The following is a 26,177-nucleotide window of genomic DNA, read 5'->3' as shown; positions in this document are numbered from 1 at the left end:
GTGGTCAATAATGAAAAAAATAGTCTTACGTACCCTGGTAGCCTCGTCCATGGCGATATTTGCCCATCAGGCCTTTGCCGCTGAACAGGTTGACTTGCGTATGTCCTGGTGGGGAGGCAATGGCCGCCATCAGGTTACGTTGAAGGCGATTGAGGAATTCCAGAAGCAGAACCCGAATATCAAGGTGAAATCGGAATATACCGGCTGGGACGGTCACCTTTCACGCCTGACCACCCAGATTGCCGGGGGCACCGAGCCGGACGTGATGCAAACCAACTGGAACTGGCTGCCGATCTTTTCAAAAACCGGCACCGGATTCTATGACCTGAACAAGGTGAGTGAGTACCTGGATCTGACGCAGTTTGATCCCAAAGAGCTACAAACCACCACGATTGACGGCAAGCTGAACGGCATTCCGATTTCAGTGACCGCACGTGTTTTCTATTATAACGATGTCACCTGGAAAGACGCGGGTGTGCAATATCCCAATAATTGGGATGAATTGCTCGCCGCCGGTAAAACCTTCAACGAAAAACTGGGCGATAAATATTATCCGGTGGTGTTGGAGCACCAGGATACCTTCGCACTGTTACGTTCCTACATGATCCAAAAATATAACGTCGATATTATCGATGAAGCGCAGAAGAAGTTTGCCTATAGCGAAGCACAATGGGTCGATTTCTTCCAGATGTATAAAAACATGGTAGACAGCCACGTCATGCCATCATCGAAATACTACGCCTCGTTCGGCAAAAACAACATGTATGAGATGAAGCCATGGATTGCGGGGGAATGGGGTGGGACCTATATGTGGAACTCCACCATCAACAAATACTCCGATAACCTGAAAGCACCGGCCAAGCTGGTATTGGGCCCATACCCGATGCTGCCGGGTGCCAAAGATGCCGGATTGTTCTTCAAGCCGTCGCAAATGTTTTCGATTGGTAAAAGCAGCAAGCATCCAAAAGAAGCGGCAATGTTGATTAACTTCCTGTTAAACAGCAAGGAAGGCGTTGAGGCGCTGAAGCTGGAGCGGGGGGTTCCGTTAAGCAAAGTGGCTGTCAGCCAATTGACCGAAAGTGGCGTGATCCAGGATAGCGATCCGGCGGTTTCCGGGTTGAAACTGGCGCTGTCACTGCCGCATGCCATCAGCGCTTCACCGTATTTTGACGACCCGCAGATTGTAGTGCTGTTCCAGGATGCCATTCAGAATATCGATTATGGCAAGAAAACGGTGCAGGAAGTGGCTGCTGATTTCCAGCGCCAGGGCGACCGTATTCTGAAACGCGCAATGCGCTAACAAGAATTGTCCCCACCTTATCTTGGGTGGGGGCTTATTTATCAGCTAATCATTACATTCATTAACGCTAACAGGGAAGCCGTAAGAAAAATAAATTTGTATTAAATAGCAATGACGCTTTGCCCATTTTCAAATAATAAGTATTTCAAATAACTCTATAACCCCCTTAATTAGAGTGGGGATGTCTTTTCTATAATTAAATGATAAGGGTAGTAATAATGAAATTTAAATTATTGACTCTGGTGTTAGCCTCTGTAGCAAACTTTAGTGCAATGGCCATGTCGCTTGATTTGCGCCATGAATGGCAGGATACAGCCAAAGGCGACCATAAAAATAGAATGCTGGTCTCGCATCGTTTCGATAACGGCCTGGGATTTTCTCTGGAAGCAAAATGGCGTCAGGACTCTTCAGACTCTACGCCTGATAAACCTTTCCACGAGCAGGTCAGTAATGGCACAGAAGCCGTCGTCAGCTATCAGCATAAATTTGATGCAATCACCCTGCAGCCTGGGTTCTCGCTAGAGTCCAACAGTAATAATAACGGCTATCGCCCTTATCTGCGTGCGCAGTATAACTTTACCAAAGACATTTATGTAGCGGGCAGATATCGCTACGAATATAAGCGTACCACCTCAAAAGGTTCAGAGGGGGATGAGAAAACCAACCGTGGTGATTTTTGGTTAGGTTATAACTTCTACAAGGACTGGTCGGCCGAATATAACTACGTGTATAAGAGCAGCAACAAGGTTATTTTTGACGACGGCAAAACCGATTACGAGCATAACGTCAAGCTGGCTTACAAGTGGGATAAAAACTGGAAGCCTTATGTTGAAGTGGGGAACGTGAAGCAGGATAGCCAACACGATAACCGCCAGACGCGCTACCGTGTTGGGGTCTCTTATAGCTGGTAAGCAAGGGTGAAACTACCGGGAATACCGACTTATCGGCGGGTTCCCGGTATCGTCATCGTTAGCAGCTGCTACGACGGCACAGGGTTGAAGGGATCGAACCTTTGGGCTGCCAGGGCTGATCGTTCAAACGCGCCAACAATGCCTTACCTGCCTGAATACCAATCTCCTTATGCGGCACGGTCATGGTCGTCAGCGGTGGCTGGCAGACCTGGCTGACCTCGCTGTTACCAAACCCCACGATCGCCAGCTGTTCCGGTACCTTGATGCGCCGCCGCTGGCATTCATACAGCGCGCCGCAGGCCAGTTCATCAGACGCACAGACCAAGGCATCCAACTCAGGCCAGGCCAGTAAAAACTCCGGCAATTGCTGGGCGCCGAGGCTAAAGCTTGCGGGTTGCGCGGCATTAATCACCCGATGAGGGGACATGTGGTTCTGCAGTAGCGCTTTGTGCCAGCCTTGCAGATGCTGTTGGAAAATCCACTGCTCCTGATTGGCGCACAGCAGGCCAATATTTTGATACCCGCTGGCAATTAAGGTTTGAGTGAGTTGATACATGGCGGCGACGTAATCAATGCCGATATTGATGTCGATCGGGTCGGTGCGGATTGCCCCAATCTCCACCACCGGAATATTGGCGGCGGTTAATGCCTGGCGGGTATTTTCAGAATGTTCAATGCTTAACAGCACCGCCGCCGCCAGGTTGTAAGAGAGCAGGGTTTCCAGCAACGTTTCTTCACGCTCGATATGATGTTGGGACTCGGCTAGCATGATCTGGTAACCCGCCGGTTGCAGTACCCGCTGTAACCCTGCAAACATATCCGCACAGCCGGACTCGGAAAAACTCGGCACCACCATGGCGATGGTATAAGAAGACGCCGAGGCTAACGAACTGGCCGCCAGGTTGGGGAGATAACCTAACTCACTGACCGCCGACTCAATTTTTTCTCTCAGCTTATCTGAAACCTGTTCCGGCGTGCGTAGCGCCCGCGAGACGGTCATGGTGCCCACGCCTGCCAATTGGGCTACGTCGGCCAGGGTAACCCGGCCGGTACTGCGTCGTTTTCTACCGATCGACATTGCTGATCCTGACTGAAATGCGCGCATAACGCATAAATGAGCTCATGGGTTGAAACCCATTACTGGGCTTCGTCGTTCCCGCTTCTATGCCCATTCTACCCCGTTCCTTTGGCGATCGATAAAAAAACTGAACCGCCGGGTTTCATCCCCGATAGTTTTGATAGCGCTATCACAGATCTGGATGAAGGATTTTTGGTAGCGCTATCTTTGTGCGATAAGTCACAGTTTAACCCCTGCACGTTGATTAAAGTTTTACCGTCGCCGGGCTTTTCCATGACGGCTACGTGCCATCAAACGATCCATAGCTAACAGATTTCCTCCCGTTTAGGTTCGGAAACTCTGGCGGTTTAAGGGAAAAAACCCATAAGGAGGAGATGTGCTCAACGACTGGCTGAACGCCGACCACATTCAACTGTGCGATCAGGTTACCGACTGGCAGGAGGCGGTCACGCTGAGTGCTCAGCCGCTACTGCAGCGTGGTGTGATCACCGCCGATTACCTGACGGCCATATTTCAGCAACATCAGGCGCTGGGGCCCTATTACGTGTTGGCACCCGGTATCGCGATGCCCCATGCCAGGCCGGAGGAGGGCGCCAAAGCGCTTGGTCTTTCACTATTAAAGATCAATCAGGGCGTGCATTTTCAGTCCGAAGATAACGACCCGGTGTTCGTCGTGGTGATGCTTTCCGCTCCGGATAGCAGTAGCCATATTGACATGATTTCGCAGCTGGCCGAGTTATTTTCTGATAGCGAAGCCATGGAGAAACTGTTCCTGGCGCAAACCAAACGGCAAATTGAGGATGTTATCGCCAATTATTAATCTCTAACCGGTTATACCCGCAGCTTTTGATAATACTCAGCATCCGATAGATATCGGGTGACGCTATCCTACACATAAAATCTGGCAGGTAAGAATAATGAAAATCATGGCTATTTGTGGCTCAGGATTGGGCAGCAGTTTTATGGTGGAAATGAACATCAAGAAAGTGCTGAAAAAAATGAATATTGAGGCAGAGGTAGAACACTCCGATCTTTCCTCGGCAACGCCGGGCGCGGCAGATATCTTCGTGATGGCGAAAGATATTGCCGCTAGCGCCAGTGTCCCAGCCGACCAGTTAGTGGTGATCAGCAATATCATTGATATTAATGAGCTTGAAGCCAAGCTGCGTGCTTACTTCACAGCCCACTCCATTATTTAATCTAACCCATTGGCGAGGTGGATATGTTTATCCAGGAAACGCTCAGGTTTGTGGTTGATATATTAAAGGTCCCGGCGGTATTGGTCGGGGTGATTGCCTTGATTGGTCTATTGGCACAAAAGAAATCTTTTTCTGACGTGGTCAAAGGGACGGTTAAAACCATTCTGGGCTTTATTGTGTTGGGCGGTGGGGCGACGGTATTAGTCGGCTCACTGAATCCATTGGGTGGCATGTTTGAGCATGCGTTCAATATTCAGGGCATTATTCCCAATAACGAAGCCATTGTCTCTATCTCACTAGAGAAATACGGTGCCTCCACCGCGCTGATTATGGCGTTTGGCATGGTGGCCAACATCATCGTGGCTCGCTTTACCCGCTTGAAATACATCTTCCTGACCGGGCACCACACCTTCTACATGGCCTGTATGATCGGCATCATCCTTACCGTGGCCGGTTTTGAGGGCGTACAGTTGGTGTTCACCGGAGCGCTGACTCTGGGATTGGTGATGGCGTTCTTCCCGGCTATCGCCCAGCGCTATATGCGCCGCATTACCGGTAACGACGACATTGCCTTTGGCCATTTCGGCACCTTGGGCTATGTCCTTTCCGGCTGGCTCGGTTCCAAGGTAGGGAAAAACTCGCGTTCCACCGAGGAGATGAACTTACCTAAAAACCTCAGCTTCCTGCGTGACAGCTCGATTTCCATCTCGATGACCATGATCGTGATCTACCTGATCCTGGCTATCTGCGCGGGCCAGGATTACGTCGAAAGCCAATTGAGTGGCGGGCAGAACTACCTGGTGTACTCGATTATTCAGGCGATCACTTTTGCCGCCGGGGTATTCATCATTCTGCAAGGTGTGCGCCTGATCCTGGCCGAGATCGTCCCGGCCTTTACCGGCTTCTCGGAAAAACTGGTCCCTAATGCCCGCCCGGCGCTGGACTGCCCGGTGGTCTATCCCTACGCCCCCAATGCGGTGTTGATTGGTTTCCTGTTCAGCTTCCTGGGTGGCTTGGTGGGTCTGTTCTTGCTCGGCCAAATGAAGATGGTACTGATCCTGCCGGGCGTGGTGCCGCACTTCTTTACCGGGGCCACTGCCGGGGTGTTCGGCAATGCGACCGGTGGGCGGCGTGGTGCCATGCTGGGGGCATTTGCCAACGGTTTGTTGATTACCTTCCTGCCGGTGCTGTTGTTACCGGTACTGGGCGCGCTGGGTTTTGCCAACACCACCTTCTCCGATACGGACTTCGGCGTGGTGGGGATCGTGTTGGGCAATATGGCACGCTTCCTGACCAAAGAAATGATCATGGTCGCGATCGTCGCCATCTTTGGCCTGCTGGTCGCGCATAACTTCCTGGGAAAACGCAAAGATGTCCCAGCCAGAAATAAGGAGGAAAGTTCATGAGCAACACCGTGACTGATTTGACGCAATTGGCCGGGGCGATCCGTCTGGAAACGCTGAAGGCCCTCACTGGGCTGGGGTTTGGCCATTACGGCGGCTGTATGTCGGTGGTTGAAACGCTGGCGGTGCTGTATGGCGAAGTGATGCGTATCGATCCAGGTGACCCGGATTGGCCTGAGCGCGATTATTTCGTGCTGTCGAAAGGCCATGCTGGTCCGGCTCTGTATAGCGTGCTGGCGCTTAAGGGCTATTTCCCGTTGGAACAGCTGCAAACGCTCAACCAGAATGGCACCCGGTTGCCGAGCCACCCAGATCGCTTGCTAACCCGTGGGGTGGATGCCACTACCGGATCGCTCGGGCAAGGGGTCTCTATTGCAGCCGGTATGGCGCTTTCACACCAACTGGCAAAGCGCAGCAACCGGGTATTCTGCATCCTGGGGGATGGTGAACTGAACGAAGGCCAATGCTGGGAAGCGTTCCAATTTATCGCCCACCACAACCTGCATAATTTGACGCTGTTTATTGATTACAACAAACAGCAGTTGGACGGCACGCTGGATGAGGTGATCAAACCCTTCGATCTGGCCGGTAAATTCCACGCCTTCGGTTTTGAGGTGCAAACCGTTCGTGGGGATGACATTGCCGCGATCCGTGATGCCGTATTGCCGGAACGCAGTGGCGAGCAGCGGCCGTTGGTGGTGATCCTCGATAGCCTCAAGGGGCAGGGCGTGGCGTATCTGGAGAACCTGAAAAACTCACACCATCTGCGCTTAACGCCAGATGTTCGTAGCGAAATTGAAAAGGCCATTGCCGACCTGGAGGCCGCCTATGTTTAACCTGGAAATGCCGTTTGAAAAAGACGCCGTAGAAATGCGTAAGGTGTACGCCAGCGTGATCCGCCAACAGGCCGAAGCCGATACGCCAGTGATTGCACTGGAAGCCGATCTGATGAGTTCGATGGCGATGGATGGCGTACATAAGGATCACCCAGAGCGGGTCATCAACTGCGGCATCATGGAGGCTAATGTGATTGGCGTAGCCGCCGGTTTGTCGCTGACCGGGCGGGTCCCTTTCGTCCACACCTTTACCGCTTTTGCCAGCCGCCGCTGTTTCGATCAGCTGTTTATGTCGTTAGATTATCAGCGCAACAACGCCAAGGTGATCGCTTCCGATGCCGGGGTTAGCGCCTGCCATAACGGCGGCACGCATATGTCGTTTGAAGACATGGGGATCGTGCGCGGCCTGGCGCATTCGGTGGTGTTGGAGGTGACCGATGCCACCATGTTCGAGGATATTTTGCAGCAACTGGTGAAGTTGCAAGGCTTCTACTGGGTACGAACCATTCGTAAGCAGGCGACACGCATTTATCCTGCAGGCTATCGTTTCACCATCGGCAAGGCTAATCTACTGCGTGACGGCAGCGACATTACGCTGATCGCCAACGGCATTATGGTCGCCGAAGCGTTGCAGGCGGCTCAGCAACTTCAACAGCGTGGTATCAGCGCGGCGGTGATTGACATGTTTACACTCAAGCCTATCGATCGTGAAATCATCAAAACCTTTGCGGCGAAAACCGGCAGGATCGTCACCTGCGAGAACCACAGCATCCATAACGGGCTTGGTTCGGCAGTGGCGGAGGTGCTGGTGGAAGAATGTCCGGTGCCGATGCGGCGAGTGGGAGTCAAAGGCCGCTATGGGCAGGTGGGTACGCAGGAGTTCTTGCAGCAGGAGTATGGCCTGACGGCGGCGCATATTGTGGCGGCGGCGGATGAGTTGTTGACCCTCCCTCACCCCAACCCTCTCCCACAGGGAGAGGGAGCTGATAGGCGGTGCTCTGCTGGAAGTAAATAGGTCATCTCAACAAATTTACCTCAACACTTTCCCTTTACAGACCGGGGACAGGGTAGAATGGTGTTCAAGGACATAGTGAACACTTTTTAATATCCTTCACTCATGACGATCGGCCTATTTCTCAGGCCGATCGTCCCCTTATCCTAGGTGTGTCACTGAGTTTTCAGACCCACTCGATCGGTTCCCTCTCCCAAAGGGAGAGGGGGCTGATAGGCGGTGCTCTGCTGGAAGTAAATAGGTCATCTCAACAAATTTACCTCAACACTTTCCCTTTACAGACCGGGGACAGGGTAGAACGGTGTTCAAGGACATAGTGAACACTTTTTAATATCCTTCACTCATGACGATCGGCCTATTTCTCAGGCCGATCATCTCCTTATCCAAGGTGTGTCACCGAATTTTCAGATCTACTCGATCGGTCCCCTCTCCCTGTGGGAGAGGGTTAGGGTGAGGGGCATCGGGGGGCATTGCTTGCTCTTTGTTGACGCCAAAAATAAAACGGCCCGGTGATGATCACCGAGCCGTTATGGGTATTAGCAGAGTCTAAAGGTGCCGCTGTGGCACCTTTGTCTCATCAGGCAATAGCAGCCTGTGCATCAGCCTGAGCCGACTGGATCGCCGTCAGGGCTACGGTATAGACGATATCGTCAACCAGAGCACCACGTGACAGGTCGTTCACCGGCTTGCGCATGCCTTGCAGCATTGGCCCGATAGATACCAGGTCAGCAGAACGCTGTACCGCTTTATAAGTGGTGTTACCGGTGTTCAGATCCGGGAAGATGAACACGGTCGCCTGACCGGCTACTGGCGAGTTAGGCGCTTTGGATTTGGCCACGTCGGCCATGATCGCTGCGTCATACTGCAGTGGGCCATCGATGATCAGATCCGGGCGTTTTTCCTGGGCCAGACGGGTCGCTTCACGCACTTTCTCAACGTCGCTACCCGCACCGGAATTACCGGTAGAGTAAGAGATCATCGCTACGCGTGGTTCGATACCGAATGCGGCTGCGGAATCGGCAGACTGAATAGCGATTTCAGACAGCTGTTCAGCAGTTGGATCCGGGTTGATCGCGCAGTCGCCGTAGACCAGAACCTGGTCAGGCAGCAGCATGAAGAACACGGAAGAAACCAGCGAGCTGCCCGGCGCGGTTTTGATCAACTGCAACGGTGGGCGGATGGTATTGGCGGTGGTGTGAACGGCACCGGAAACCAGGCCGTCAACTTCGCCTTTCTCCAGCATCAGGGTGCCGAGAACCACGTTGTCTTCCAACTGCTCACGCGCAACCACTTCGGTCATGCCCTTGCTCTTACGCAGCTCAACCAGACGCGGCACATAGAGTTCACGCACGGCAACCGGATCGACGATCTCGATGCCTTTACCCAGCTCAACGCCCTGCGCGGCGGCAACGCGTTTGATCTCTTCCGGGTTACCCAGCAGCACACATTCCGCGATACCACGTTCGGCACAGATGGCCGCCGCTTTCACGGTGCGTGGCTCGTCGCCTTCCGGCAGCACGATGCGTTTACCCGCTTTGCGCGCCAATTCGGTCAGCTCATAACGGAACGCCGGTGGGGACAGACGACGTGAACGCTCAGACGTGGCGGTCAGGGACTCGATCCATTCGGCGTTGATGTGGCTGGCCACGTAGTTCTGTACTTTCTCAATACGCTGATGGTCGTCTGAAGGCACTTCAAGGTTGAAGCTTTGCAGGCTCAGCGAGGTCTGCCAGGTGTTGGTGTCAACCATGAACACCGGCAGGCCGGTTTCAAAGGCGCGCTCACACAGCTTGTTGATGGAGGCATCGATTTCGTAGCCGCCGGTCAGCAGGATGGCACCAATTTCCACGCCGTTCATCGCGGCCAGGCAGGCTGAAACCAGCACGTCTGGACGGTCGGCAGAGGTAACTAACAGGGAACCTGGGCGGAAGTGTTCAAGCATGTGCGGAATGCTACGCGCACAGAAGGTCACAGATTTCACCCGGCGGGTCATGATGTCGCCTTCGTTGATCACTCGCGCCTTCAGGTGGCGGGCCATATCAATGGCACGGGTAGCGATCAGTTCGAAGCTCCACGGCACGCAACCCAATACCGGCAGCGGGCTGTTGGCGAACAGCTGTGCAGGATCGACGTTGGCTACGCTGGCCTTGGTGGAATCGTCAAAGATTTCGGACAGGTCTGGGCGAGTACGGCCCTGATCGTCCACCGGAGCGTTCAGCTTGTTGATGATCACGCCGGTAATGTTTTTGTTCTTGCTGCCGCCGAAGCTGGAGCGAGCCAGTTCGATGCGCTCGGTTAACTGGGCTGGAGAATCGTTACCCAGTGCCAGCACAAAGACGATCTCTGCATTCAGCGTTTTGGCGATCTCGTAGTTCAGCGCGTTGGCGAACTGATGCTTACGGGTAGGCACCAGGCCCTCAATCAGCACAACTTCTGCGTCTTTGGTGTTTTCGTGGTAACGGGCCACGATCTCTTCCATCAGCACGTCCTGCTTGTTGGAGCTCAGCAGGCTCTCAACGTAGCTCATGCGCAGGGGTTCGGCCGCCGGGATGGTCGAGTTGCTGCGGATGATGGTGGTGGTCTGGTCGAGAGAATCGCCGCCGGTACGCGGTTGGGCAATAGGTTTGAACACGCTCAGGCGAACGCCTTTTTGCTCCATGGAGCGGATGACACCCAGGCTGACGCTGGTCAGACCGACGCTGGTGCCTGTGGGGATCAACATAATTGTACGTGACACAGAATAGTCCTCTTCACGGTTTTCTGCCTGCAACGGGGGCGCAGACAAAGATGACAGGCTCAAAACAACACCGCCAGCCTGGGCTGACGGTGTGGAGAGCATTAAGCGGTCAGACGGGAAGCGTCTTGCGCGATGACCAATTCTTCGTTGGTCGGGATCACCAGTGCCGGACGGCTGCCGTCTTTGGTGATGTTGCCTGATTTGCCGAAGCGGGCAGCCAGGTTGCGTTCGTGGTCGATTTCAAAGCCCAGCAGGCCCAGTTTATCCAGGGTCAGCTCACGTACCATCGCAGCGTTCTCACCGATACCGCCGGTGAAGATCACAGCATCCAGACGGCCTTCCATCAGGGCGCTATAGGCACCGATATACTTGGCCAGACGGTGGCAGAAGACGTCCATGGCGCGCTTGGCATCGGCCTTGGTGTCATAGTTGTCTTCAACGTAACGGCAGTCGCTGGTGACTTCGGTCAGACCCAGCAGGCCAGACTCTTTGGTCAGCATCTTGTTGATCTGGTCAACGCTCATGCCCATGGCGTCGTGCAGGTGGAAGATGATGGCTGGATCGATGTCACCACTGCGGGTACCCATTACCAGGCCTTCCAGCGGGGTCAGACCCATGGAAGTATCAACACACTTACCGTTGCGTACTGCGGTTACGGAACCGCCGTTGCCCAGATGGCAGGTGATGATGTTAACTTCTTCAACCGGCTTGTTCAGCGCCTTCGCGGCTTCTTGAGTCACGTAGAAGTGGCTGGTGCCGTGTGCGCCGTAGCGACGAACGCCATGGTCGCGGTACAGGCTGTACGGCAGGGCATACAGGTAGGACTCTTCCGGCATGGTCTGATGGAACGCGGTATCAAACACGGCAACGTTTTTATCAGCCAGATTAGGGAAGGATTTCAACGCTTCAGCAATACCGATCAGGTGAGCCGGGTTATGCAGTGGTGCAAAAGGTACCGAATCTTTGATACCCTGCAGGACTTCGTCGTTGATGACGGCAGAAGCCGTGAACTTCTCGCCGCCGTGCACGATGCGGTGGCCGATAGCGGTCAACTGGGCGGAAAGCTCTGGTTTTTGTGCCAGAATAGTATTAACAATGAAGTTCAGCGCTTCGCTGTGCGCTGCGCCGGCACCCAGTGCCGCTTCTTGTTTACCGCCATCCATTTTCCATTTGATACGGGCTTCAGGAAGATGGAAGCACTCGGCCAGGCCAGAGAGGTATTCTTCACCGTTGGCTGCATCGATGATGGCGAATTTCAGGGAAGAACTGCCGCAGTTAAGGACCAGTACTAGCTTACTCGACATGGAAGTACCTACTTATAGTTCGTGTTGGTATTAAGGAAGACCCAAAAACACGTGGTGAATAAAACGTCAATCAGACAACAAGCGTAGCGCATAATGCCGTTGACATTTATGATTAACATCATGTCAGTGATACAAAGGACATAATGATGAAAAAACCGATGATTTCTCTGCGGTTTAAGCGATCCTGATTTTTACCGCTTCCTAGCCCCACATGGCCGCCAACGGCAGGATTAGGGAGATAGGGCTAAAAGTTGACAAATCTTCTGTCATCTTCTACCGGCACATGGCCGGCTTAGGATACCGATAGCCCGCCACAAACACAAAATAAATTTAAAGCTTCAACTTTTTTGTTAGTGTGTTTGCAAGAATATTTTATTTTTTATACGTGAAGTTGAGGTGCGCAATGACGAGCAGACCATCCGGTTCCGTAAGCTGGTTTCAGATATTCCAGCGCGGGCAGCATTACATGAAAACCTGGCCAGCAGACAAACGGCTGGCACCGCTTTTCCCTGAGAACCGCGTGTCACGCGCTACCCGCTTTGCCGTTCGCTTTATGCCCCCGTTGGCGATTTTTACCCTGACCTGGCAGATTGCGCTCGGCGGTCAGCTTGGCCCGGCGATTGCCACCGCGCTGTTTGCCTGTAGCTTGCCGATGCAGGGGCTGTGGTGGTTGGGCCGACGTTCCGTGACACCATTGCCGCCAACCTTGCTGCAATGGTTCCATGAGGTCCGTAACAAGCTGGCGGAAGCTGGGCAGGCGATTGCCCCCGTAGAAGGGACGCCAACCTACCAGGCGCTGGCGGACGTGCTGAAACGAGCCTTCAAGCAGTTGGACAAAACCTTCCTCGACGATCTTTAAGTGCCACTGGGCCGGGATTTCGCCGGCCTTGCTTTATGCCGCAAATTCGTGCCCGGATCATGTCTGGCCACTCCCCACATTTGACGAATATCCCGGTTCAAATCAAAGAATGGGTTAGTTGTGATTCCACGCCATACTGAAGTCATGCGATGCTCTGGTTAATTTGCAGAACTGAGGACAATGAAATGGAAATGACTCACGCCCAACGGCTGATTTTGTCGAATCAATACAAGATGATGACCATGCTCGATCCGGACAATGCAGAGCGCTACCGCCGCTTGCAGACGATCATCGAGCGCGGTTTTGGTTTGCAAATGCGCGAGCTGGATCGTGATTTTGGTGAGATGAGCGAAGAAGTGTGCCGCACCATCATCAACATCATGGAAATGCACCATGCGCTCCAGGTTTCCTGGGAGAACCTCAAGGATCGCCAGGGGTTGGACGCGCGTCGCCTGGCATTCCTGGGTTTTGATGCCGCAACCGAAGCACGCTACCTGAGCTATGTGCGTTTCCTGGTGAACACGGAAGGGCGGTATACTCATTTCGATTCTGGTAGCCACGGGTTTAACGCCCAAACCAAAATGTGGGAAAAATACCAGCGCATGCTGAGTATCTGGCTATCCTGCCCACGCCAGTATCATTTGAGCGCCGTCGAGATTGCGCAAATCATCAATGCCTGATTAAACGTAGAGGGGTTTCCCGTGGAGTGTAAGGGTTTTCTGTTCGATCTTGATGGAACGTTAGTAGATTCATTACCGGCAGTAGAGCGAGCCTGGACGCATTGGGCAGAACGCCATGGCATCAGCCCGCAACAGGTGCTGGACTTTATCCACGGGAAACAGGCGATCACCTCGCTGCGTCACTTTATGCCGAATGCCACCGAGGCTGAACTACAGCATGAGTTCAAACTGCTTGAGCAGGTGGAAGCAGAGGATACCGACGGCGTCAACGCTCTGCCTGGTGCATTGGCCTTGCTGGAGCAGATCAATGCGTTGGGGATACCTTGGGCGATTGTCACCTCGGGTTCCGTGCCAGTAGCTAACGCACGCCGTATTGCCGGTGGGTTGCCACTTCCTGAAGTGTTTGTCACCTGTGAGTTGGTCAAACAAGGTAAACCGTATCCAGACGCCTACCTGTTGGGGGCAAAAGGCCTTGGGCTGGCACCGCAGGACTGTGTGGTGGTGGAAGATGCCCCAGCCGGGATCCTTTCCGGTTTGGCAGCTGGCTGCCAGGTGATTGCGGTAAATGCACCGGCAGACGCACCGAAACTAAACCAGGTGGATCTGATCCTTTCCTCCTTGGAACAGCTCAAGATAACCAGGTCCGAACAGGGTGCAATCATCGAACTTATTGCTTAATCTGCACTTTATTACCCCAATTTGATTAGACCCCGCATCGGCGGGGTTTTTTTATGCTAATTTCTTATGCCGGGATCACTGCAGAATGAGGCCGTTTTGAACAGCGAATTACTTTGGGTTTTGAGTTTATTGTTAATAGCCATTGTGCTGTTTACCACCAACAAGCTGCGTATGGATGTGGTGGCACTGTTGGTGATCATTGCGTTTGTGCTAAGTGGAACCTTGAGCTTGCAAGAGGCAACGGCTGGCTTCAGCGATCCTAACGTTATTCTGATTGCCGCCCTGTTCGTCATTGGCGAAGGGTTGGTGCGCACCGGGGTGGCCTATCAGGTTGGTGACTGGTTAGTGAGAGTGGCGGGCAGCAGTGAAACCAAGATGATGATGCTGCTGATGTTTACCGTTGCCGGGCTGGGGGCCTTTATGAGCTCAACCGGGGTGGTAGCCATCTTTATCCCCGTGGTGCTCAGCGTCGCGGTACGCATGAAAATCTCCCCAGGGCGGCTGATGATGCCTCTGAGCTTTGCCGGTTTGATCAGCGGCATGATGACGCTGGTCGCCACGCCGCCGAATATGGTGGTCAACAGCGAACTGGTGCGTGAAGGCATCACTGGTTTCGGGTTCTTTGGCGTCACGCCAATTGGTTTGGTGGTGTTGCTGTTGGGCGTGGGTTACATGCTGATTGCGCGCCGCTGGCTCGGCGACAGCGGCGGCACCAAAACCAAGTCGGCCTGGGAGCGTCGGACTTTCCGCGATTTAATCCGCGACTATAAGCTCACCGGGCGGGCGCGTCGTTTGGCGGTACGTAGCGGTTCGCCACTGATTGGCCGTTCGCTGGATGAACTGCATTTGCGCGCGCGTTACAGCGCCAACGTTATCGGCATTGAGCGCTGGAAGCGTTTCCGCCGGGTGATGATCAGCGCCTTTGGCAGCACGGAACTGCGCGAAGGGGACGTACTGCTGATCGACATGACGGATTGTGATATCGATCTGCGTCAGTTCTGTAGTGAGCAACAGCTTGAGCCCATGGTGCTGCGGGGGGAATATTTCTCCGAACAGTCGCGCAACGTGGGCATGGCCGAAGTTTCGCTAATCCCTGAATCGGCCCTGCTGGGAAAAAGCGTGCGCGATGCCGCTTTCCGTAGCCGTTACGATCTCAACGTGGTCGGTATCCGCCGCAATGGTGAAACCCTGCAAGGCAAGCTGGTGGATGAACCGCTGGGCCTGGGGGACATTCTGTTGGTGATCGGCGACTGGAAAGCAATCCGCCAACTGCAGGCCAAAACCCATGACTTTATCGTCTTGAACCTGCCCGCCGAAGTGGACGAAGTGGCACCGGCGATCACCCAGGCTCCTCATGCGCTGTTCTGTCTGGCGCTGATGGTGGCAATGATGCTGACCGACGAGATCCCGAATCCGATCGCCGCACTGATCGCTTGCCTGTTGATGGGGCGCTTTCGCTGCATCGATATGGAAAGTGCCTATAAGGCGATCCATTGGCCGAGCATCATTTTAATCGTCGGTATGATGCCCTTTGCCCAAGCGTTGCAGAAAACGGGCGGGGTCGATCTGATCGTCCGTGGGTTGATGGATGTTGCCGGTGATGCCGGGCCGCACGTCATGCTGGCCTGTCTGTTTGTCCTGTGCGCCACCATAGGGCTGTTTATCTCCAACACCGCCACGGCGGTATTGATGGCACCGATTGCCATTGCTGCGGCCCGTGAAATGGGCGTTTCGCCTTATCCGTTTGCCATGATTATCGCGATTGCCGCCTCCGCCGCCTTTATGACGCCGGTGTCATCGCCGGTCAATACGCTGGTGTTGGGACCGGGAAACTACAAGTTTGGCGATTTTCTGAAAATTGGGGTGCCGTTCACCGTGCTGGTGATGATTGTCAGCGTGATATTGGTGCCTTGGTTGTATGCGTTTTAAGCACACAGTTTGCGTTTTATGTCAGGAATGAGTAAAGGCACTTTATTGACTCTTGAGAATGCGCTTAAGTAGCTAACGACCGAAACCATAAAGAGTTTTGGCATTTTATCGGCTCATGCTGCAGCTCGTTGAGGCTTTACGGCGACCGGTGTCGCCCAGGCTTAGTTTAGCGATCCTTCTGGAGTTGCCATGAAAATGAAACATGGATTTATAACCCTTACTTTAGCTTCTCTGTTGTTGCTGTCCGGCTGTGCGAGATACATGAGTGGCTCTCTCAATTCGGTGCCCGATCCGGGTTATGCCTTTGATAAGAATGCGCCAGTGTTGGTGCTTGTCGCCTCAGATTCTGATGAACCGATGCTGGCGAAACACTTCTTCGGTAATACGCTGACGTTTTTGCGCGCAAAGGGGTTTCAGCGCGTTTATACCGAGGATAACCTGCCAAATGGCGGTGTGGTGCCCAAGCTGTTTGTGGTGTTGGACGTAGATAAAAACACCCGGGTACATGAATATACCAGCGCGGATTACGGGGATGTGGCCACCGGTGAGACCACCGAATGCACCACTGAAAATACCAAGAAAGGGGAAAAGGCGACCTGCACCACCAAGGCCATTATGACCAGAGAGATCATTGGCTATTCGAAGAAAAGGGACTACTACACCGAGCGCCGTTTCCTGCTGAGTATGTTTAACAGCGATAAAAAACCGGTGCTGGAGGCCCAGGCTTCTTACTTTGGCAACCAATGCCCACAGGATAAAATTTACCGCTTCCTGGTCACACAAACTTTCCAGCGTATCGATTTACGCTCGGTGGTGGAGCAGGAGTTCACGGTAGAAATGCCGGAAGGTACGACCTGCGGCTAAGGTGTCTCAGACTGCCAGGTGCAAAGCACCTGGCTTTAAACTCACAGTGGTGAGTCGCTGCTGATTTCATCCAGCGAAAGGCTGAAGCTTGGGATGAATACCTGCATAAAATAATCCATTTCTGGGCTGTGACGCAGCTGCAACGTCTTCTCCAAGCGTGCCTTAGCCAGCTTGAATTCATTATTCCCCGCCGACAGCTCCTCCAGACACTTCAGATACGCGCATAGCGCATCGGCCTGCTTCACGATCAGCTTTTCATCCTCGCTGTGATGGTGCTCATCCAGGATCGAGCGGAAATCGTTTTGTAACTCTTCCGGCAGCATCTCCAACAGCTTTTGTTGGGCAATCTTCTCGATTTTTTTGTATTCGTGGGCTATCTGCGGGTTGTAATACTTGATGGGAGTGGGCATATCGCCGGTCAGCACTTCGCTGGCATCGTGATACATCGCCAACAACGCCACGCGTTCGGCATTCAGGTTGCCGTTAAACTTGCGGTTTTTGATCGCGGCCAGCGCATGGGCGACAAAGGCGACCTGCAGGCTGTGTTCGGAAACGTTTTCGGTACGCACATTGCGCATCAGCGGCCAGCGGCTAATCAGTTTCAAACGGGACAGGTGGGCAAAGAAGTGGCTCTGGCTCATGGTGCTCTCTCTACAACGGCATGTGAGAGCATTATACGCTATGGAGCTAAGTACATCCCTCGGAATTGTAGGGCGCAGCGAACCGCGCCCGGCAAAATTACTGGTGATAGGTTTCCAGGAAGCGGCCCAGTTTGCCCACCGCCATTTCCAATTCATCCACGCGGGGCAGCGTAACGATACGGACGTGGTCTGGGTAAGGCCAGTTGAACGCGCTGCCCTGTACCAGTAACACCTTCTCTTGCAACAGCAGATCCAGCACCAGCTTCTGGTCGTCGCGGATGTTAAAGCGCTTGGCGTCAATGCGTGGGAACATATAGAGGGCACCCTGAGGTTTCACGCAGGAAACGCCAGGGATCTCGTTTAGCAGTTCCCAGGTGCGGTCGCGTTGTTCATACAGGCGGCCACCAGGCTGAATAAATTCGCTGATGCTCTGGTAACCCCCCAGTGCCGTCTGGATCGCATGCTGCATTGGCACGTTAGCGCACAGACGCATGGAAGCCAGCATCTCCAACCCTTCAATATAGCCTTTGGCATGTTTCTTCGGCCCGTTGAGCACCATCCAGCCCTGACGGAAACCGGCAACGCGATAGGTTTTGGACAAGCCGTTAAAGGTGACGGTCAGCAGATCTGGGGCCAATGCGGCGATCGAGTGATGCTCTGCCTCGTCGTAGAGGATCTTGTCGTAGATTTCGTCGGCAAAGATGATCAGGTCATGCTGGCGGGCGATCTCGACGATCTGTTCCAGCAGTTCTTTGCTGTAGACCGCACCGGTTGGGTTATTAGGGTTGATGATCACGATGCCACGGGTGCGTGGGGTGATTTTGCTGCGAATATCGTCCAGATCCGGGAACCAGCCAGATTCTTCGTCGCACATATAGTGCACGGCCTTGCCGCTGGAAAGCGACACGGCGGCGGTCCACAACGGGTAGTCTGGCGCAGGTACCAGCATTTCATCACCGATGTTCAGCAGCGCTTGCATGGATTGCACGATCAGCTCAGAAACGCCATTGCCGATGTAGATATCCTCAACGGTCACGTCACGCATGTTACGTGCCTGATAGTGCTGCATGATTGCCTTGCGCGCCGAGTAGAGCCCTTTGGAGTCGCAGTAGCCTTGTGCCGTTGGCAGATTGCGGATCACGTCGACCAGAATTTCATCGGGGGCATCAAAGCCGAACGGGGCGGGGTTGCCAATGTTCAGCTTGAGGACTTTATTGCCTTCTTCTTCAAGACGTTTAGCTTCTTTGAGTACCGGGCCACGAATGTCATAACAGACGTTGTCCAGTTTGCTGGATTTCTCAATGGGGGACATAGAAAGTTGAGCCTTTTGCTAAGATAGGGCCGTTCCTACCGTGGAACACCGCAATCCGTCCAATGTACTCCTGGAGGCCGGGCTTTTGAAGGGTTATGCATTGCTTTGGTGAAAACGATCGGCAAAAATCGCTTTTTAAGACAATAACCGTCTGTATTGATCGTTTTTTCAGTGTTTAAATCTGATGGCGTCACTATTTTAAGGTTTATATGTCGACGGAAGGGCTTGTCACGTAAAGGGTTTTTATCAGTTAACCGCATAAATGTGTATGCCAAGCGCCAGAAAAACGCCAAAGCCGCTTAAAGATAGTAATATGGGATTAATCTGGTTTCTTGTCTGTACTGACAATACCACACTGAGTTGAAGTAGAATTACATTAGGTCCACTTCAGTAATTAACTTAAATTTTATTTAAGTAATAGTCAGCGTCTTTTAATAATCAAAAGACTTACTGCTTGAATTTATTAAATTCCCTAATCGATGCGTCGTTCGATATACGGGGGGGTTGTTAATATTTTGTACAGAAAACAACAATGCTGTCATGGTCTCTGGCGGCCAGAGATCGAGGTAACCGGGAGGAAAGGGGGGATTTTGCCCGCATAGGATTATCAATGCTTATAAGGGTAAGCACTTTTCGTCGTAACTTTCACCACTATCAATAAGCCGTTGCGATAGATCACGGATAAAAAGCGATGCAGATAACGAAATATAAGTAATTTTTTTGCCCTCTTCTAATGAGTGGGGTACTGTCATAAGTGGCGCATGCCCTTTTAAGCTGCGTCTTAGAAATACACCAGGGTAGTTTGTAAATTAGAATTTAAAAAGTGAAGAAAACACTATGACAAGTGCAAATCGTCCGATACTTAATCTCGACCTCGATCTGCTAAGAACTTTTGTTGCTGTTGCTGATTTGAATACGTTTGCGGCTGCTGCCGTTGCCGTGTGTCGTACTCAGTCCGCAGTCAGTCAACAAATGCAGCGGTTAGAGCAATTGGTTGGCAAAGAGTTGTTCGCCCGTCATGGGCGCAATAAATTGTTAACCGAACATGGTATCCAGCTTCTCGGCTACGCCAGGAAAATCCTGCGCTTCAACGACGAAGCTTGTGCCTCCTTGATGTACAACAATATCAACGGCGTTCTGACTATCGGTGCTTCTGATGATACCGCCGATACCATTTTGCCTTTCTTGCTAAACCGCGTGACGTCGGTCTATCCCAAGCTGGCGATTGATGTGCGGGTGAAGCGTAGTCCGTTCATGATCGACATGCTGAAGAATGGCGAAGTGGATCTGGCCATCACCACCGTGGATACCGAAGGGCATCCGCACATCATTCTGCGTACATCTCCAACGTTGTGGTACTGCTCGGCGGATTACCATTACCAGGCGGGGGAACCGATCCCTCTGGTGGTGATGGATGAGCCAAGCCCGTTCCGAGCGATGGCGATCAAGCACCTCGAAGCTGCCGATATTCCTTGGCGTATTGCCTACGTGGCCTCTACGCTTTCTGCGGTGCGCGCGGCGTGCCGGGCAGGTTTGGGGATCACCGTGCGGCCAATCGAAATGATGAGCCCAGATCTGCGAGTTCTGGGCGCGGCGGAAGGTTTACCGCATCTTCCTGATACGCAGTATGCGCTATGCAAAGACATGAAGTGCGAAAATGAACTGGCCATGGCGATCTTCAGTGCCGTGCAAAACGGCAGTGAGATTTACCACTTCGGCGGCGGCGAATCTTCGGTGATCGATGAAGGTTCCAGCGTGGCGGATAGCGAAGAGTAGCGTTTTACCCTAAGCTAGCCATAGTAAAAGTTACAAACCTCTGCCACGGCGGAGGTTTTTTTTAGCTCAAAAAAATGAAATCAAGAATTTTGGCGTGTTGAAGGTAAATGCGATGCCAAATGGGTATTTATTCATGGTTTCTAGCAGGTGAAACCCGCATTTTTTCACATTGCTCGTTTTTTATGCAGTGATAACAATGAGTAAATACCTGGAGTTGATGGGGTTATTTTGCTATTTTACGCTGACGTTTTTTTACCTGAAATTGACAAAAATTGTTAAACCGCCACACTTTTTTTGAGGATTTCTGCCCGAAACGTGTCCTGGATCAAAAAAATACCCCTAGGTAGTGAGTGGAACAACAGGGAATTCCTGAGAGAATGGTATAGTAAAAGTGAAATGTGCCTGTGGGGTTATATCTATCTGTTTCCGTTGAGCAATCAACTGACACGATTTAGCCTAAGCCAAGCGCATCATATGTTAATTAAATGCTTCGTATGTAAATTAGTGTGTAGATACTTTTGTCAAAGTTGACAGAAGGTTATAGAAAGGAGTAAAAAGCCCACAGTAAAACACTGCCTAACTCTCTGTAAAAGCAGCTTGTTTGTGTGGTTATTTATCCTTCCCTTAAATCGATGTGGTGCACTAACTGCCAGTTACAAGAGCAGAACGATCGACGCCACTTTTGATGAGTAAGCATAGAGTATGTCAACAACCATTGAAGTCATCGCTCATCACTGGGCGTTCGCCGTATTTCTTATCATGGCTATCGGGCTCTGCGGCTTCATGCTGCTGGGTGCGTTCTTCTTGGGTGGGAGAGCCCAGGCTCGCGCCAAAAACACCCCTTATGAATCCGGGGTCGACTCGGTCGGTACGGCGCGTTTGCGTCTGTCCGCCAAGTTCTACCTGGTGGCCATGTTCTTCGTCATTTTCGATGTTGAAGCCTTATATCTGTACGCCTGGTCGGTCTCGATTCGTGAGAGCGGTTGGGTAGGCTTTATCGAAGCCGCCATTTTCATTTTGGTGTTATTGGCTGGTTTGGTTTATCTGGTGCGTATCGGCGCATTGGATTGGACTCCAACGCGCTCCAAGCGTTTGAGTAAGCCAACTATCATCAAGAACGCTAGCAACAGTCATCCGCAGTAACAGCGAGGCATTAAGATGGACTATACGCTCACCCGCATAGACCCGAACGGTGAGAACGACCGTTATCCCCTGCAAAAACAGGAGATCGTAGGCGATCCCCTTGAGCAGCAGGTTCACCGTACGGTTTACATGGGTAAACTCGAACATGCTTTGCATGACATGGTGAACTGGGGGCGTAAAAACTCTCTTTGGCCGTATAACTTCGGCCTTTCGTGCTGTTATGTGGAAATGGTGACCTCGTTTACCGCCGTTCACGACGTGGCGCGTTTTGGTGCGGAAGTATTGCGTGCCTCCCCACGCCAGGCCGACTTTATGGTCGTTGCCGGCACCTGCTTTACCAAGATGGCCCCGGTCATTCAGCGTTTGTACGAGCAAATGCTGGAGCCTAAATGGGTGATCTCGATGGGCTCCTGCGCCAACTCAGGCGGCATGTACGATATCTACTCAGTAGTCCAGGGCGTGGATAAATTCCTGCCGGTCGACGTGTATATTCCTGGCTGCCCACCGCGCCCGGAAGCTTACATGCAGGCACTGCTGCTGCTGCAGGAATCTATTGGTAAAGAACGTCGCCCGCTGTCGTGGGTCGTTGGCGATCAGGGCGTGTACCGCGCCAATATGCCATCAGAAAAAGAACGTAAGCACGCCGAGCGTATTGCGGTAACCAACCTTCGGTCGCCTGACGAGATTTAAGACGTTCATTTAACGTCCATCTTAGTGCGCTATTGGTTAACACAGCGAAAAGTTGAACTTGCGGCGAAATAACCCTTTAGTGTGGTGAAAAAAATTATGACAGATTTAACGACGCACGAAGCTCTGCCTGCATGGCATACCCGCGATCATCTCGATGATCCGGTGATCGGCGAACTGCGCAACCGTTTTGGGCCGGAAGCCTTTACTGTTCAGCCCACCCGTACCGGAATGCCCGTGGTATGGGTTAAAGTTGAGCAGTTGCTGGAAGTTATGACGTTTTTGAGAAAACAACCGAAGCCGTACGTCATGCTGTTCGACCTGCATGGCATGGACGAGCGTCTTCGTACCCACCGTGAAGGCTTGCCTGCCGCGGACTTCTCTGTTTTCTACCATCTGATTTCTGTCGAACGTAACCGTGACATCATGCTGAAAGTGGCGCTGTCTGAAAAAGACCTGCACGTGCCCACAGCAACCAAGATTTTCCCGAATGCCAACTGGTATGAGCGCGAAACCTGGGAAATGTTCGGTATTACCTTCGACGGCCACCCGCACCTGACGCGCATCATGATGCCGCAGAGTTGGGAAGGTCATCCACTGCGTAAAGACTACCCGGCGCGCGCCACCGAATTCGATCCTTTTGTGTTGACCAAACAAAAAGAAGATCTGGAGATGGAGTCGCTGAAGTTCAAGCCGGAAGAGTGGGGCATGAAGCGCGGCACCGAGAATGAGGACTTCATGTTCCTTAACCTCGGCCCGAACCACCCTTCTTCACACGGTGCATTCCGTATCATTCTGCAGTTGGACGGTGAAGACATCGTTGACTGTGTGCCGGACGTGGGTTACCACCACCGTGGCGCAGAGAAGATGGGCGAGCGCCAGTCTTGGCACAGTTTTATCCCGTATACCGACCGTATTGAATACCTCGGCGGCTGCGTAAACGAAATGCCTTACGTACTGGCGGTGGAAAAACTGGCCGGGATCGTGGTGCCGGATCGTGTCAACACCATCCGCGTCATGCTGTCTGAGCTGTTCCGCATCAACAGCCACCTGCTGTACATCAGTACCTTTATCCAGGACGTGGGCGCCATGACCCCGGTGTTCTTTGCCTTTACCGACCGTCAGAAAGTTTATGATGTCGTTGAAGCGATTACCGGCTTCCGTATGCACCCGGCCTGGTTCCGCATTGGTGGCGTGGCGCACGACCTACCGCGTGGCTGGGATCGCCTGCTGCGTGACTTCCTGGACTGGATGCCGAAGCGCCTCGATTCCTATGTGAAAGCGGCACTGCACAACTCCGTTCTGAAAGGGCGTTCTGTCGGTGTGGCTTCTTACAACGCCAAAGAAGCGTTGGAATGGGGTGTGACTGGTGCTGGCTTGCGCGCTACCGGCGTTGAGTTTGACGTGCGTAAATGGCGTCCATACTCCGGCTATGAAAACTTCGATTTTGAAGTGCCGGTCGGCGACGGTAACAGCGACTGCTATACCCGCGTGATGCTGAAAGTGGAAGAGCTGCGCCAGAGCCTGCGCATTCTTGAGCAGTGCCTGAACAATATGCCGGAAGGCCCGTTCAAGGCCGATCATCCGCTGACCACGCCGCCGCCGAAAGAGCGCACGTTGCAGCATATTGAAACGCTGATCACCCACTTCCTGCAGGTTTCCTGGGGCCCGGTGATGCCAGCCAACGAATCATTCCAGATGGTTGAAGCCACGAAAGGGATCAACAGCTACTACCTGACCAGCGACGGCAGCACCATGAGCTATCGCACCAGGATCCGTACGCCAAGCTATGCTCACCTGCAGCAAATCCCTGCGGTGATCCGTGGCAGCCTGGTCTCTGACCTGATCGTCTATCTGGGTAGTATCGATTTTGTAATGTCAGATGTGGACCGCTAACTATGCATGATCTTAAAGACACTCACGTGAGTCACGATGCGCTTGAGGCCACCAATGCAGCCGCTCCCCAGAGCGGCGCTGATGCATTTGTGCTGAGCGCGGAAGAACGTGATGCGATCGAGCACGAAAAGCACCATTACGAGGATCCACGCGCCGCCTCCATTGAAGCACTGAAGATCGTGCAGAAGCAGCGTGGCTGGGTTCCGGATGGGGCGATTTATGCCATCGCTGAAGTGCTGGGCATCCCAGCCAGCGACGTAGAAGGCGTGGCCACGTTCTACAGCCAGATTTTCCGCCAGCCAGTAGGACGCCATGTGATCCGTTACTGTGACAGCGTGGTTTGTCACATCAACGGCTACCAGGGCATTCAGGCCGCGCTGGAAAAGAAACTCAACATCAAGCCGGGCCAGACTACCTTCGACGGTCGCTTCACCCTGCTGCCGACCTGCTGTCTGGGCAACTGCGACAAAGGCCCGAACATGATGATCGATGAAGATACTCATGCTCACCTGACGCCAGAAAACGCGGTCGAACTGTTGGAGCGGTATAAATGATGATTGATATCAAACGTACTGCCGAAATGCATCCGCTGACCTGGCGCCTGCGCGATGACCAACAGCCGGTCTGGCTGGATGAATATCGCAGCAAGAACGGTTACCAGGGCGCGGAAAAAGCGCTGAAAGGCATGGCCGCCGACGACATCGTCACCCTGGTGAAAGATGCCGGGCTGAAAGGCCGTGGTGGTGCAGGTTTCTCCACCGGTTTGAAGTGGAGCCTGATGCCGAAAGACGAATCCATGAACATCCGTTACCTGCTGTGTAACGCCGATGAAATGGAGCCGGGCACCTATAAAGACCGTCTGCTGATGGAGCAACTGCCACACCTGTTGGTGGAAGGCATGCTGATTTCGGCATTTGCGCTGAAAGCCTATCGGGGTTACATCTTCCTGCGTGGCGAATACGTCGAGGCTGCAGTGCACCTGCGCCGTGCGATTGCGGAAGCTACCGAAGCAGGCCTGCTGGGCAAAAATATCATGGGCAGCGGCTTTGACTTCGAGCTGTTCGTCCACACCGGCGCTGGCCGCTACATCTGCGGTGAAGAAACGGCGCTGATCAACTCGCTGGAAGGCCGCCGTGCCAACCCGCGCTCCAAGCCGCCATTCCCCGCTTCCGTGGGCGTATGGGGCAAACCGACCTGCGTGAACAACGTAGAGACCTTGTGTAACGTGCCTGCCATCCTCGAGCATGGTGTGGACTGGTACAAAGGGATCTCCGCCGGTAAGAGTAACGACGCTGGTACCAAACTGATGGGCTTCTCTGGCCGGGTGAAAAACCCAGGCGTCTGGGAGCTGCCGTTTGGCACTACCGCGCGTGAAATTCTGGAAGATTACGCCGGTGGCATGCGTGATGGCCTGAAATTTAAAGCCTGGCAGCCGGGCGGGGCGGGTACCGACTTCCTGACCGCCGATCACCTGGATCTGCCAATGGACTTCGAAAGCATCGGTAAAGCGGGCAGCCGTTTAGGTACGGCGCTGGCGATGGCGGTGGATCACGAAATCGGCATGGTTCCCCTGGTGCGTAACCTGGAAGAGTTCTTTGCCCGTGAGTCCTGTGGCTGGTGTACACCGTGCCGTGACGGCTTGCCGTGGAGCGTGAAGATCCTGCGTGCTTTGGAAAGAGGCGAAGGCCAGCCGGGGGATATCGAAACCCTCGAGCAGCTGTGCCGCTCCCTTGGCCCAGGTAAAACCTTCTGCGCCCATGCGCCAGGTGCCGTAGAGCCACTGCAAAGCGCGATTAAATATTTCCGTGAAGAGTTTGAAGCCGGGATTTCCCCACAGTACCTGGGCAATCTCCAGGCGGTTGGCGGCATTCAGCCAAACAACTTGTTGAAGCAACGCTGGTAATCCTGCTTTGCCTGGGTGCGGTGAGCGCG

At 53.2% G+C, this 26,177-nt stretch carries 22 protein-coding genes and 1 pseudogene; 18 read left to right on the top strand and 5 right to left on the bottom strand.

Features of this window, described 5'->3' with window-relative positions:
• Positions 1 to 10: 10 nt before the first annotated feature.
• Together KGP16_RS17655 and KGP16_RS17650 are read left to right on the top strand one after the other, a co-directional pair.
• On the top strand, positions 11 to 1,300 hold the full coding sequence (locus KGP16_RS17655; protein WP_059201295.1) for an ABC transporter substrate-binding protein: 1,290 nt from the start codon (positions 11 to 13) through the stop codon (positions 1,298 to 1,300).
• A gap of 218 nt (positions 1,301 to 1,518) precedes the next feature.
• Positions 1,519 to 2,211, top strand: a complete 693-nt coding sequence (locus KGP16_RS17650) for an oligogalacturonate-specific porin KdgM family protein (protein ID WP_021806007.1) — start codon at positions 1,519 to 1,521, stop codon at positions 2,209 to 2,211.
• Positions 2,212 to 2,269: 58 nt separating this feature from the next.
• On the opposite strand, the gene KGP16_RS17645 is transcribed toward KGP16_RS17650, so the two are convergent.
• Entirely contained in the window at positions 2,270 to 3,289 is a 1,020-nt protein-coding gene (locus KGP16_RS17645; RefSeq protein ID WP_223500062.1) for a LacI family DNA-binding transcriptional regulator, read from the bottom strand.
• 376 nt (positions 3,290 to 3,665) lie between these two features.
• On the opposite strand from KGP16_RS17645, the gene KGP16_RS17640 reads away from it, so the two are divergent.
• The 5 genes and pseudogenes from KGP16_RS17640 to KGP16_RS17620 all read left to right on the top strand — a co-directional run.
• Entirely contained in the window at positions 3,666 to 4,109 is a 444-nt protein-coding gene (locus KGP16_RS17640) for a PTS sugar transporter subunit IIA (RefSeq protein WP_059201294.1), read from the top strand.
• 97 nt (positions 4,110 to 4,206) lie between these two features.
• Entirely contained in the window at positions 4,207 to 4,488 is a 282-nt protein-coding gene (locus KGP16_RS17635) for a PTS sugar transporter subunit IIB (RefSeq protein WP_021178540.1), read from the top strand.
• A 23-nt stretch (positions 4,489 to 4,511) separates the two neighbouring features.
• Positions 4,512 to 5,894 carry a PTS ascorbate transporter subunit IIC gene (locus KGP16_RS17630; RefSeq protein WP_059201293.1) on the top strand — a complete coding sequence of 461 codons (1,383 nt, stop codon included), beginning with the start codon at positions 4,512 to 4,514 and terminating at the stop codon, positions 5,892 to 5,894.
• Complete coding sequence (locus tag KGP16_RS17625; protein ID WP_021178538.1) at positions 5,891 to 6,727, top strand: transketolase; 837 nt, start codon at positions 5,891 to 5,893, stop codon at positions 6,725 to 6,727. The genes KGP16_RS17630 and KGP16_RS17625 overlap by 4 nt, the downstream gene beginning before the upstream one ends.
• A pseudogene (locus tag KGP16_RS17620) lies at positions 6,720 to 7,670 on the top strand (transketolase family protein); the annotation flags it as partial. The gene KGP16_RS17625 and the pseudogene KGP16_RS17620, both read left to right, overlap by 8 nt.
• Positions 7,671 to 8,316: 646 nt before the next feature.
• On the opposite strand, the gene pta reads toward KGP16_RS17620, so the two are convergent.
• Both pta and ackA read right to left on the bottom strand, forming a co-directional pair.
• Positions 8,317 to 10,476, bottom strand: a complete 2,160-nt coding sequence (pta, locus tag KGP16_RS17615) for a phosphate acetyltransferase (RefSeq protein WP_037375617.1) — start codon at positions 10,474 to 10,476, stop codon at positions 8,317 to 8,319.
• A 101-nt stretch (positions 10,477 to 10,577) separates the two neighbouring features.
• Positions 10,578 to 11,780 carry an acetate kinase gene (gene ackA / locus KGP16_RS17610; RefSeq protein WP_021806000.1) on the bottom strand — a complete coding sequence of 401 codons (1,203 nt, stop codon included), beginning with the start codon at positions 11,778 to 11,780 and terminating at the stop codon, positions 10,578 to 10,580.
• A gap of 403 nt (positions 11,781 to 12,183) precedes the next feature.
• Here ackA and yfbV point away from each other — a divergent pair, with 403 nt between their 5' ends.
• The 5 genes from yfbV to KGP16_RS17585 all read left to right on the top strand — a co-directional run bounded on the left by yfbV (position 12,184) and on the right by KGP16_RS17585 (position 16,790).
• Entirely contained in the window at positions 12,184 to 12,639 is a 456-nt protein-coding gene (gene yfbV, locus KGP16_RS17605; protein ID WP_025122796.1) for a terminus macrodomain insulation protein YfbV, read from the top strand.
• Between the two features lie 185 nt (positions 12,640 to 12,824).
• A complete protein-coding gene (locus tag KGP16_RS17600; protein WP_021178532.1) occupies positions 12,825 to 13,319 on the top strand; it encodes a YfbU family protein in 495 nt (164 codons plus the stop codon).
• Between the two features lie 21 nt (positions 13,320 to 13,340).
• On the top strand, positions 13,341 to 13,997 hold the full coding sequence (locus KGP16_RS17595; RefSeq protein ID WP_024529586.1) for a sugar phosphatase: 657 nt from the start codon (positions 13,341 to 13,343) through the stop codon (positions 13,995 to 13,997).
• 96 nt (positions 13,998 to 14,093) lie between these two features.
• Entirely contained in the window at positions 14,094 to 15,926 is a 1,833-nt protein-coding gene (locus KGP16_RS17590) for an SLC13 family permease (protein WP_223500061.1), read from the top strand.
• A 189-nt stretch (positions 15,927 to 16,115) separates the two neighbouring features.
• On the top strand, positions 16,116 to 16,790 hold the full coding sequence (locus KGP16_RS17585) for a hypothetical protein (RefSeq protein ID WP_037375528.1): 675 nt from the start codon (positions 16,116 to 16,118) through the stop codon (positions 16,788 to 16,790).
• A gap of 41 nt (positions 16,791 to 16,831) precedes the next feature.
• On the opposite strand, the gene yfbR is transcribed toward KGP16_RS17585, so the two are convergent.
• Together yfbR and KGP16_RS17575 are read right to left on the bottom strand one after the other, a co-directional pair.
• Positions 16,832 to 17,431 (bottom strand): 5'-deoxynucleotidase, encoded by a 600-nt coding sequence (gene yfbR / locus KGP16_RS17580; protein WP_025122801.1) that lies wholly within the window; start codon positions 17,429 to 17,431, stop codon positions 16,832 to 16,834.
• A 97-nt stretch (positions 17,432 to 17,528) separates the two neighbouring features.
• Positions 17,529 to 18,743 carry a pyridoxal phosphate-dependent aminotransferase gene (locus KGP16_RS17575; RefSeq protein ID WP_021805995.1) on the bottom strand — a complete coding sequence of 405 codons (1,215 nt, stop codon included), beginning with the start codon at positions 18,741 to 18,743 and terminating at the stop codon, positions 17,529 to 17,531.
• A gap of 837 nt (positions 18,744 to 19,580) precedes the next feature.
• Here KGP16_RS17575 and lrhA point away from each other — a divergent pair.
• From lrhA to nuoF, 6 genes are all read left to right on the top strand, one after another.
• Positions 19,581 to 20,519: a transcriptional regulator LrhA gene (gene lrhA / locus KGP16_RS17570; RefSeq protein ID WP_037375525.1), complete on the top strand. Its 939-nt coding sequence runs from the start codon at positions 19,581 to 19,583 to the stop codon at positions 20,517 to 20,519.
• A 702-nt stretch (positions 20,520 to 21,221) separates the two neighbouring features.
• Entirely contained in the window at positions 21,222 to 21,662 is a 441-nt protein-coding gene (locus tag KGP16_RS17565; protein WP_021178526.1) for an NADH-quinone oxidoreductase subunit A, read from the top strand.
• A gap of 15 nt (positions 21,663 to 21,677) precedes the next feature.
• Entirely contained in the window at positions 21,678 to 22,352 is a 675-nt protein-coding gene (locus KGP16_RS17560) for an NADH-quinone oxidoreductase subunit B family protein (protein WP_021178525.1), read from the top strand.
• Between the two features lie 96 nt (positions 22,353 to 22,448).
• Positions 22,449 to 24,245, top strand: coding sequence for an NADH-quinone oxidoreductase subunit C/D (gene nuoC / locus KGP16_RS17555; RefSeq protein WP_037375523.1), 1,797 nt, complete (start codon positions 22,449 to 22,451; stop codon positions 24,243 to 24,245).
• A 2-nt stretch (positions 24,246 to 24,247) separates the two neighbouring features.
• A complete protein-coding gene (gene nuoE, locus KGP16_RS17550; RefSeq protein WP_021178523.1) occupies positions 24,248 to 24,799 on the top strand; it encodes an NADH-quinone oxidoreductase subunit NuoE in 552 nt (183 codons plus the stop codon).
• Positions 24,796 to 26,148, top strand: coding sequence for an NADH-quinone oxidoreductase subunit NuoF (nuoF, locus tag KGP16_RS17545; protein ID WP_021805992.1), 1,353 nt, complete (start codon positions 24,796 to 24,798; stop codon positions 26,146 to 26,148). The genes nuoE and nuoF overlap by 4 nt, the downstream gene beginning before the upstream one ends.
• Positions 26,149 to 26,177 lie beyond the last annotated feature (29 nt).

Source organism: Serratia sp. JSRIV006, assembly GCF_019968685.1.
Lineage (GTDB): Bacteria > Pseudomonadota > Gammaproteobacteria > Enterobacterales > Enterobacteriaceae > Chania > Chania fonticola_B.
Note: the sequence above shows the minus strand (reverse complement) of the source record. Positions and strands in the feature narration are given on the sequence as shown.

Coding starts and splice junctions, on each gene's coding strand:
- KGP16_RS17655 (WP_059201295.1), top strand. CDS start 11: ATGAAAAAAATAGTCTTACGTACCCTGGTAGCCTCGTCCATGGCGATA.
- KGP16_RS17650 (WP_021806007.1), top strand. CDS start 1,519: ATGAAATTTAAATTATTGACTCTGGTGTTAGCCTCTGTAGCAAACTTT.
- KGP16_RS17645 (WP_223500062.1), bottom strand. CDS start 3,289: ATGTCGATCGGTAGAAAACGACGCAGTACCGGCCGGGTTACCCTGGCC.
- KGP16_RS17635 (WP_021178540.1), top strand. CDS start 4,207: ATGAAAATCATGGCTATTTGTGGCTCAGGATTGGGCAGCAGTTTTATG.
- KGP16_RS17630 (WP_059201293.1), top strand. CDS start 4,512: ATGTTTATCCAGGAAACGCTCAGGTTTGTGGTTGATATATTAAAGGTC.
- KGP16_RS17625 (WP_021178538.1), top strand. CDS start 5,891: ATGAGCAACACCGTGACTGATTTGACGCAATTGGCCGGGGCGATCCGT.
- ackA (WP_021806000.1), bottom strand. CDS start 11,780: ATGTCGAGTAAGCTAGTACTGGTCCTTAACTGCGGCAGTTCTTCCCTG.
- yfbV (WP_025122796.1), top strand. CDS start 12,184: ATGACGAGCAGACCATCCGGTTCCGTAAGCTGGTTTCAGATATTCCAG.
- KGP16_RS17600 (WP_021178532.1), top strand. CDS start 12,825: ATGGAAATGACTCACGCCCAACGGCTGATTTTGTCGAATCAATACAAG.
- KGP16_RS17585 (WP_037375528.1), top strand. CDS start 16,116: ATGAAAATGAAACATGGATTTATAACCCTTACTTTAGCTTCTCTGTTG.
- yfbR (WP_025122801.1), bottom strand. CDS start 17,431: ATGAGCCAGAGCCACTTCTTTGCCCACCTGTCCCGTTTGAAACTGATT.
- KGP16_RS17575 (WP_021805995.1), bottom strand. CDS start 18,743: ATGTCCCCCATTGAGAAATCCAGCAAACTGGACAACGTCTGTTATGAC.
- lrhA (WP_037375525.1), top strand. CDS start 19,581: ATGACAAGTGCAAATCGTCCGATACTTAATCTCGACCTCGATCTGCTA.
- KGP16_RS17565 (WP_021178526.1), top strand. CDS start 21,222: ATGTCAACAACCATTGAAGTCATCGCTCATCACTGGGCGTTCGCCGTA.
- KGP16_RS17560 (WP_021178525.1), top strand. CDS start 21,678: ATGGACTATACGCTCACCCGCATAGACCCGAACGGTGAGAACGACCGT.
- nuoC (WP_037375523.1), top strand. CDS start 22,449: ATGACAGATTTAACGACGCACGAAGCTCTGCCTGCATGGCATACCCGC.
- nuoE (WP_021178523.1), top strand. CDS start 24,248: ATGCATGATCTTAAAGACACTCACGTGAGTCACGATGCGCTTGAGGCC.
- nuoF (WP_021805992.1), top strand. CDS start 24,796: ATGATGATTGATATCAAACGTACTGCCGAAATGCATCCGCTGACCTGG.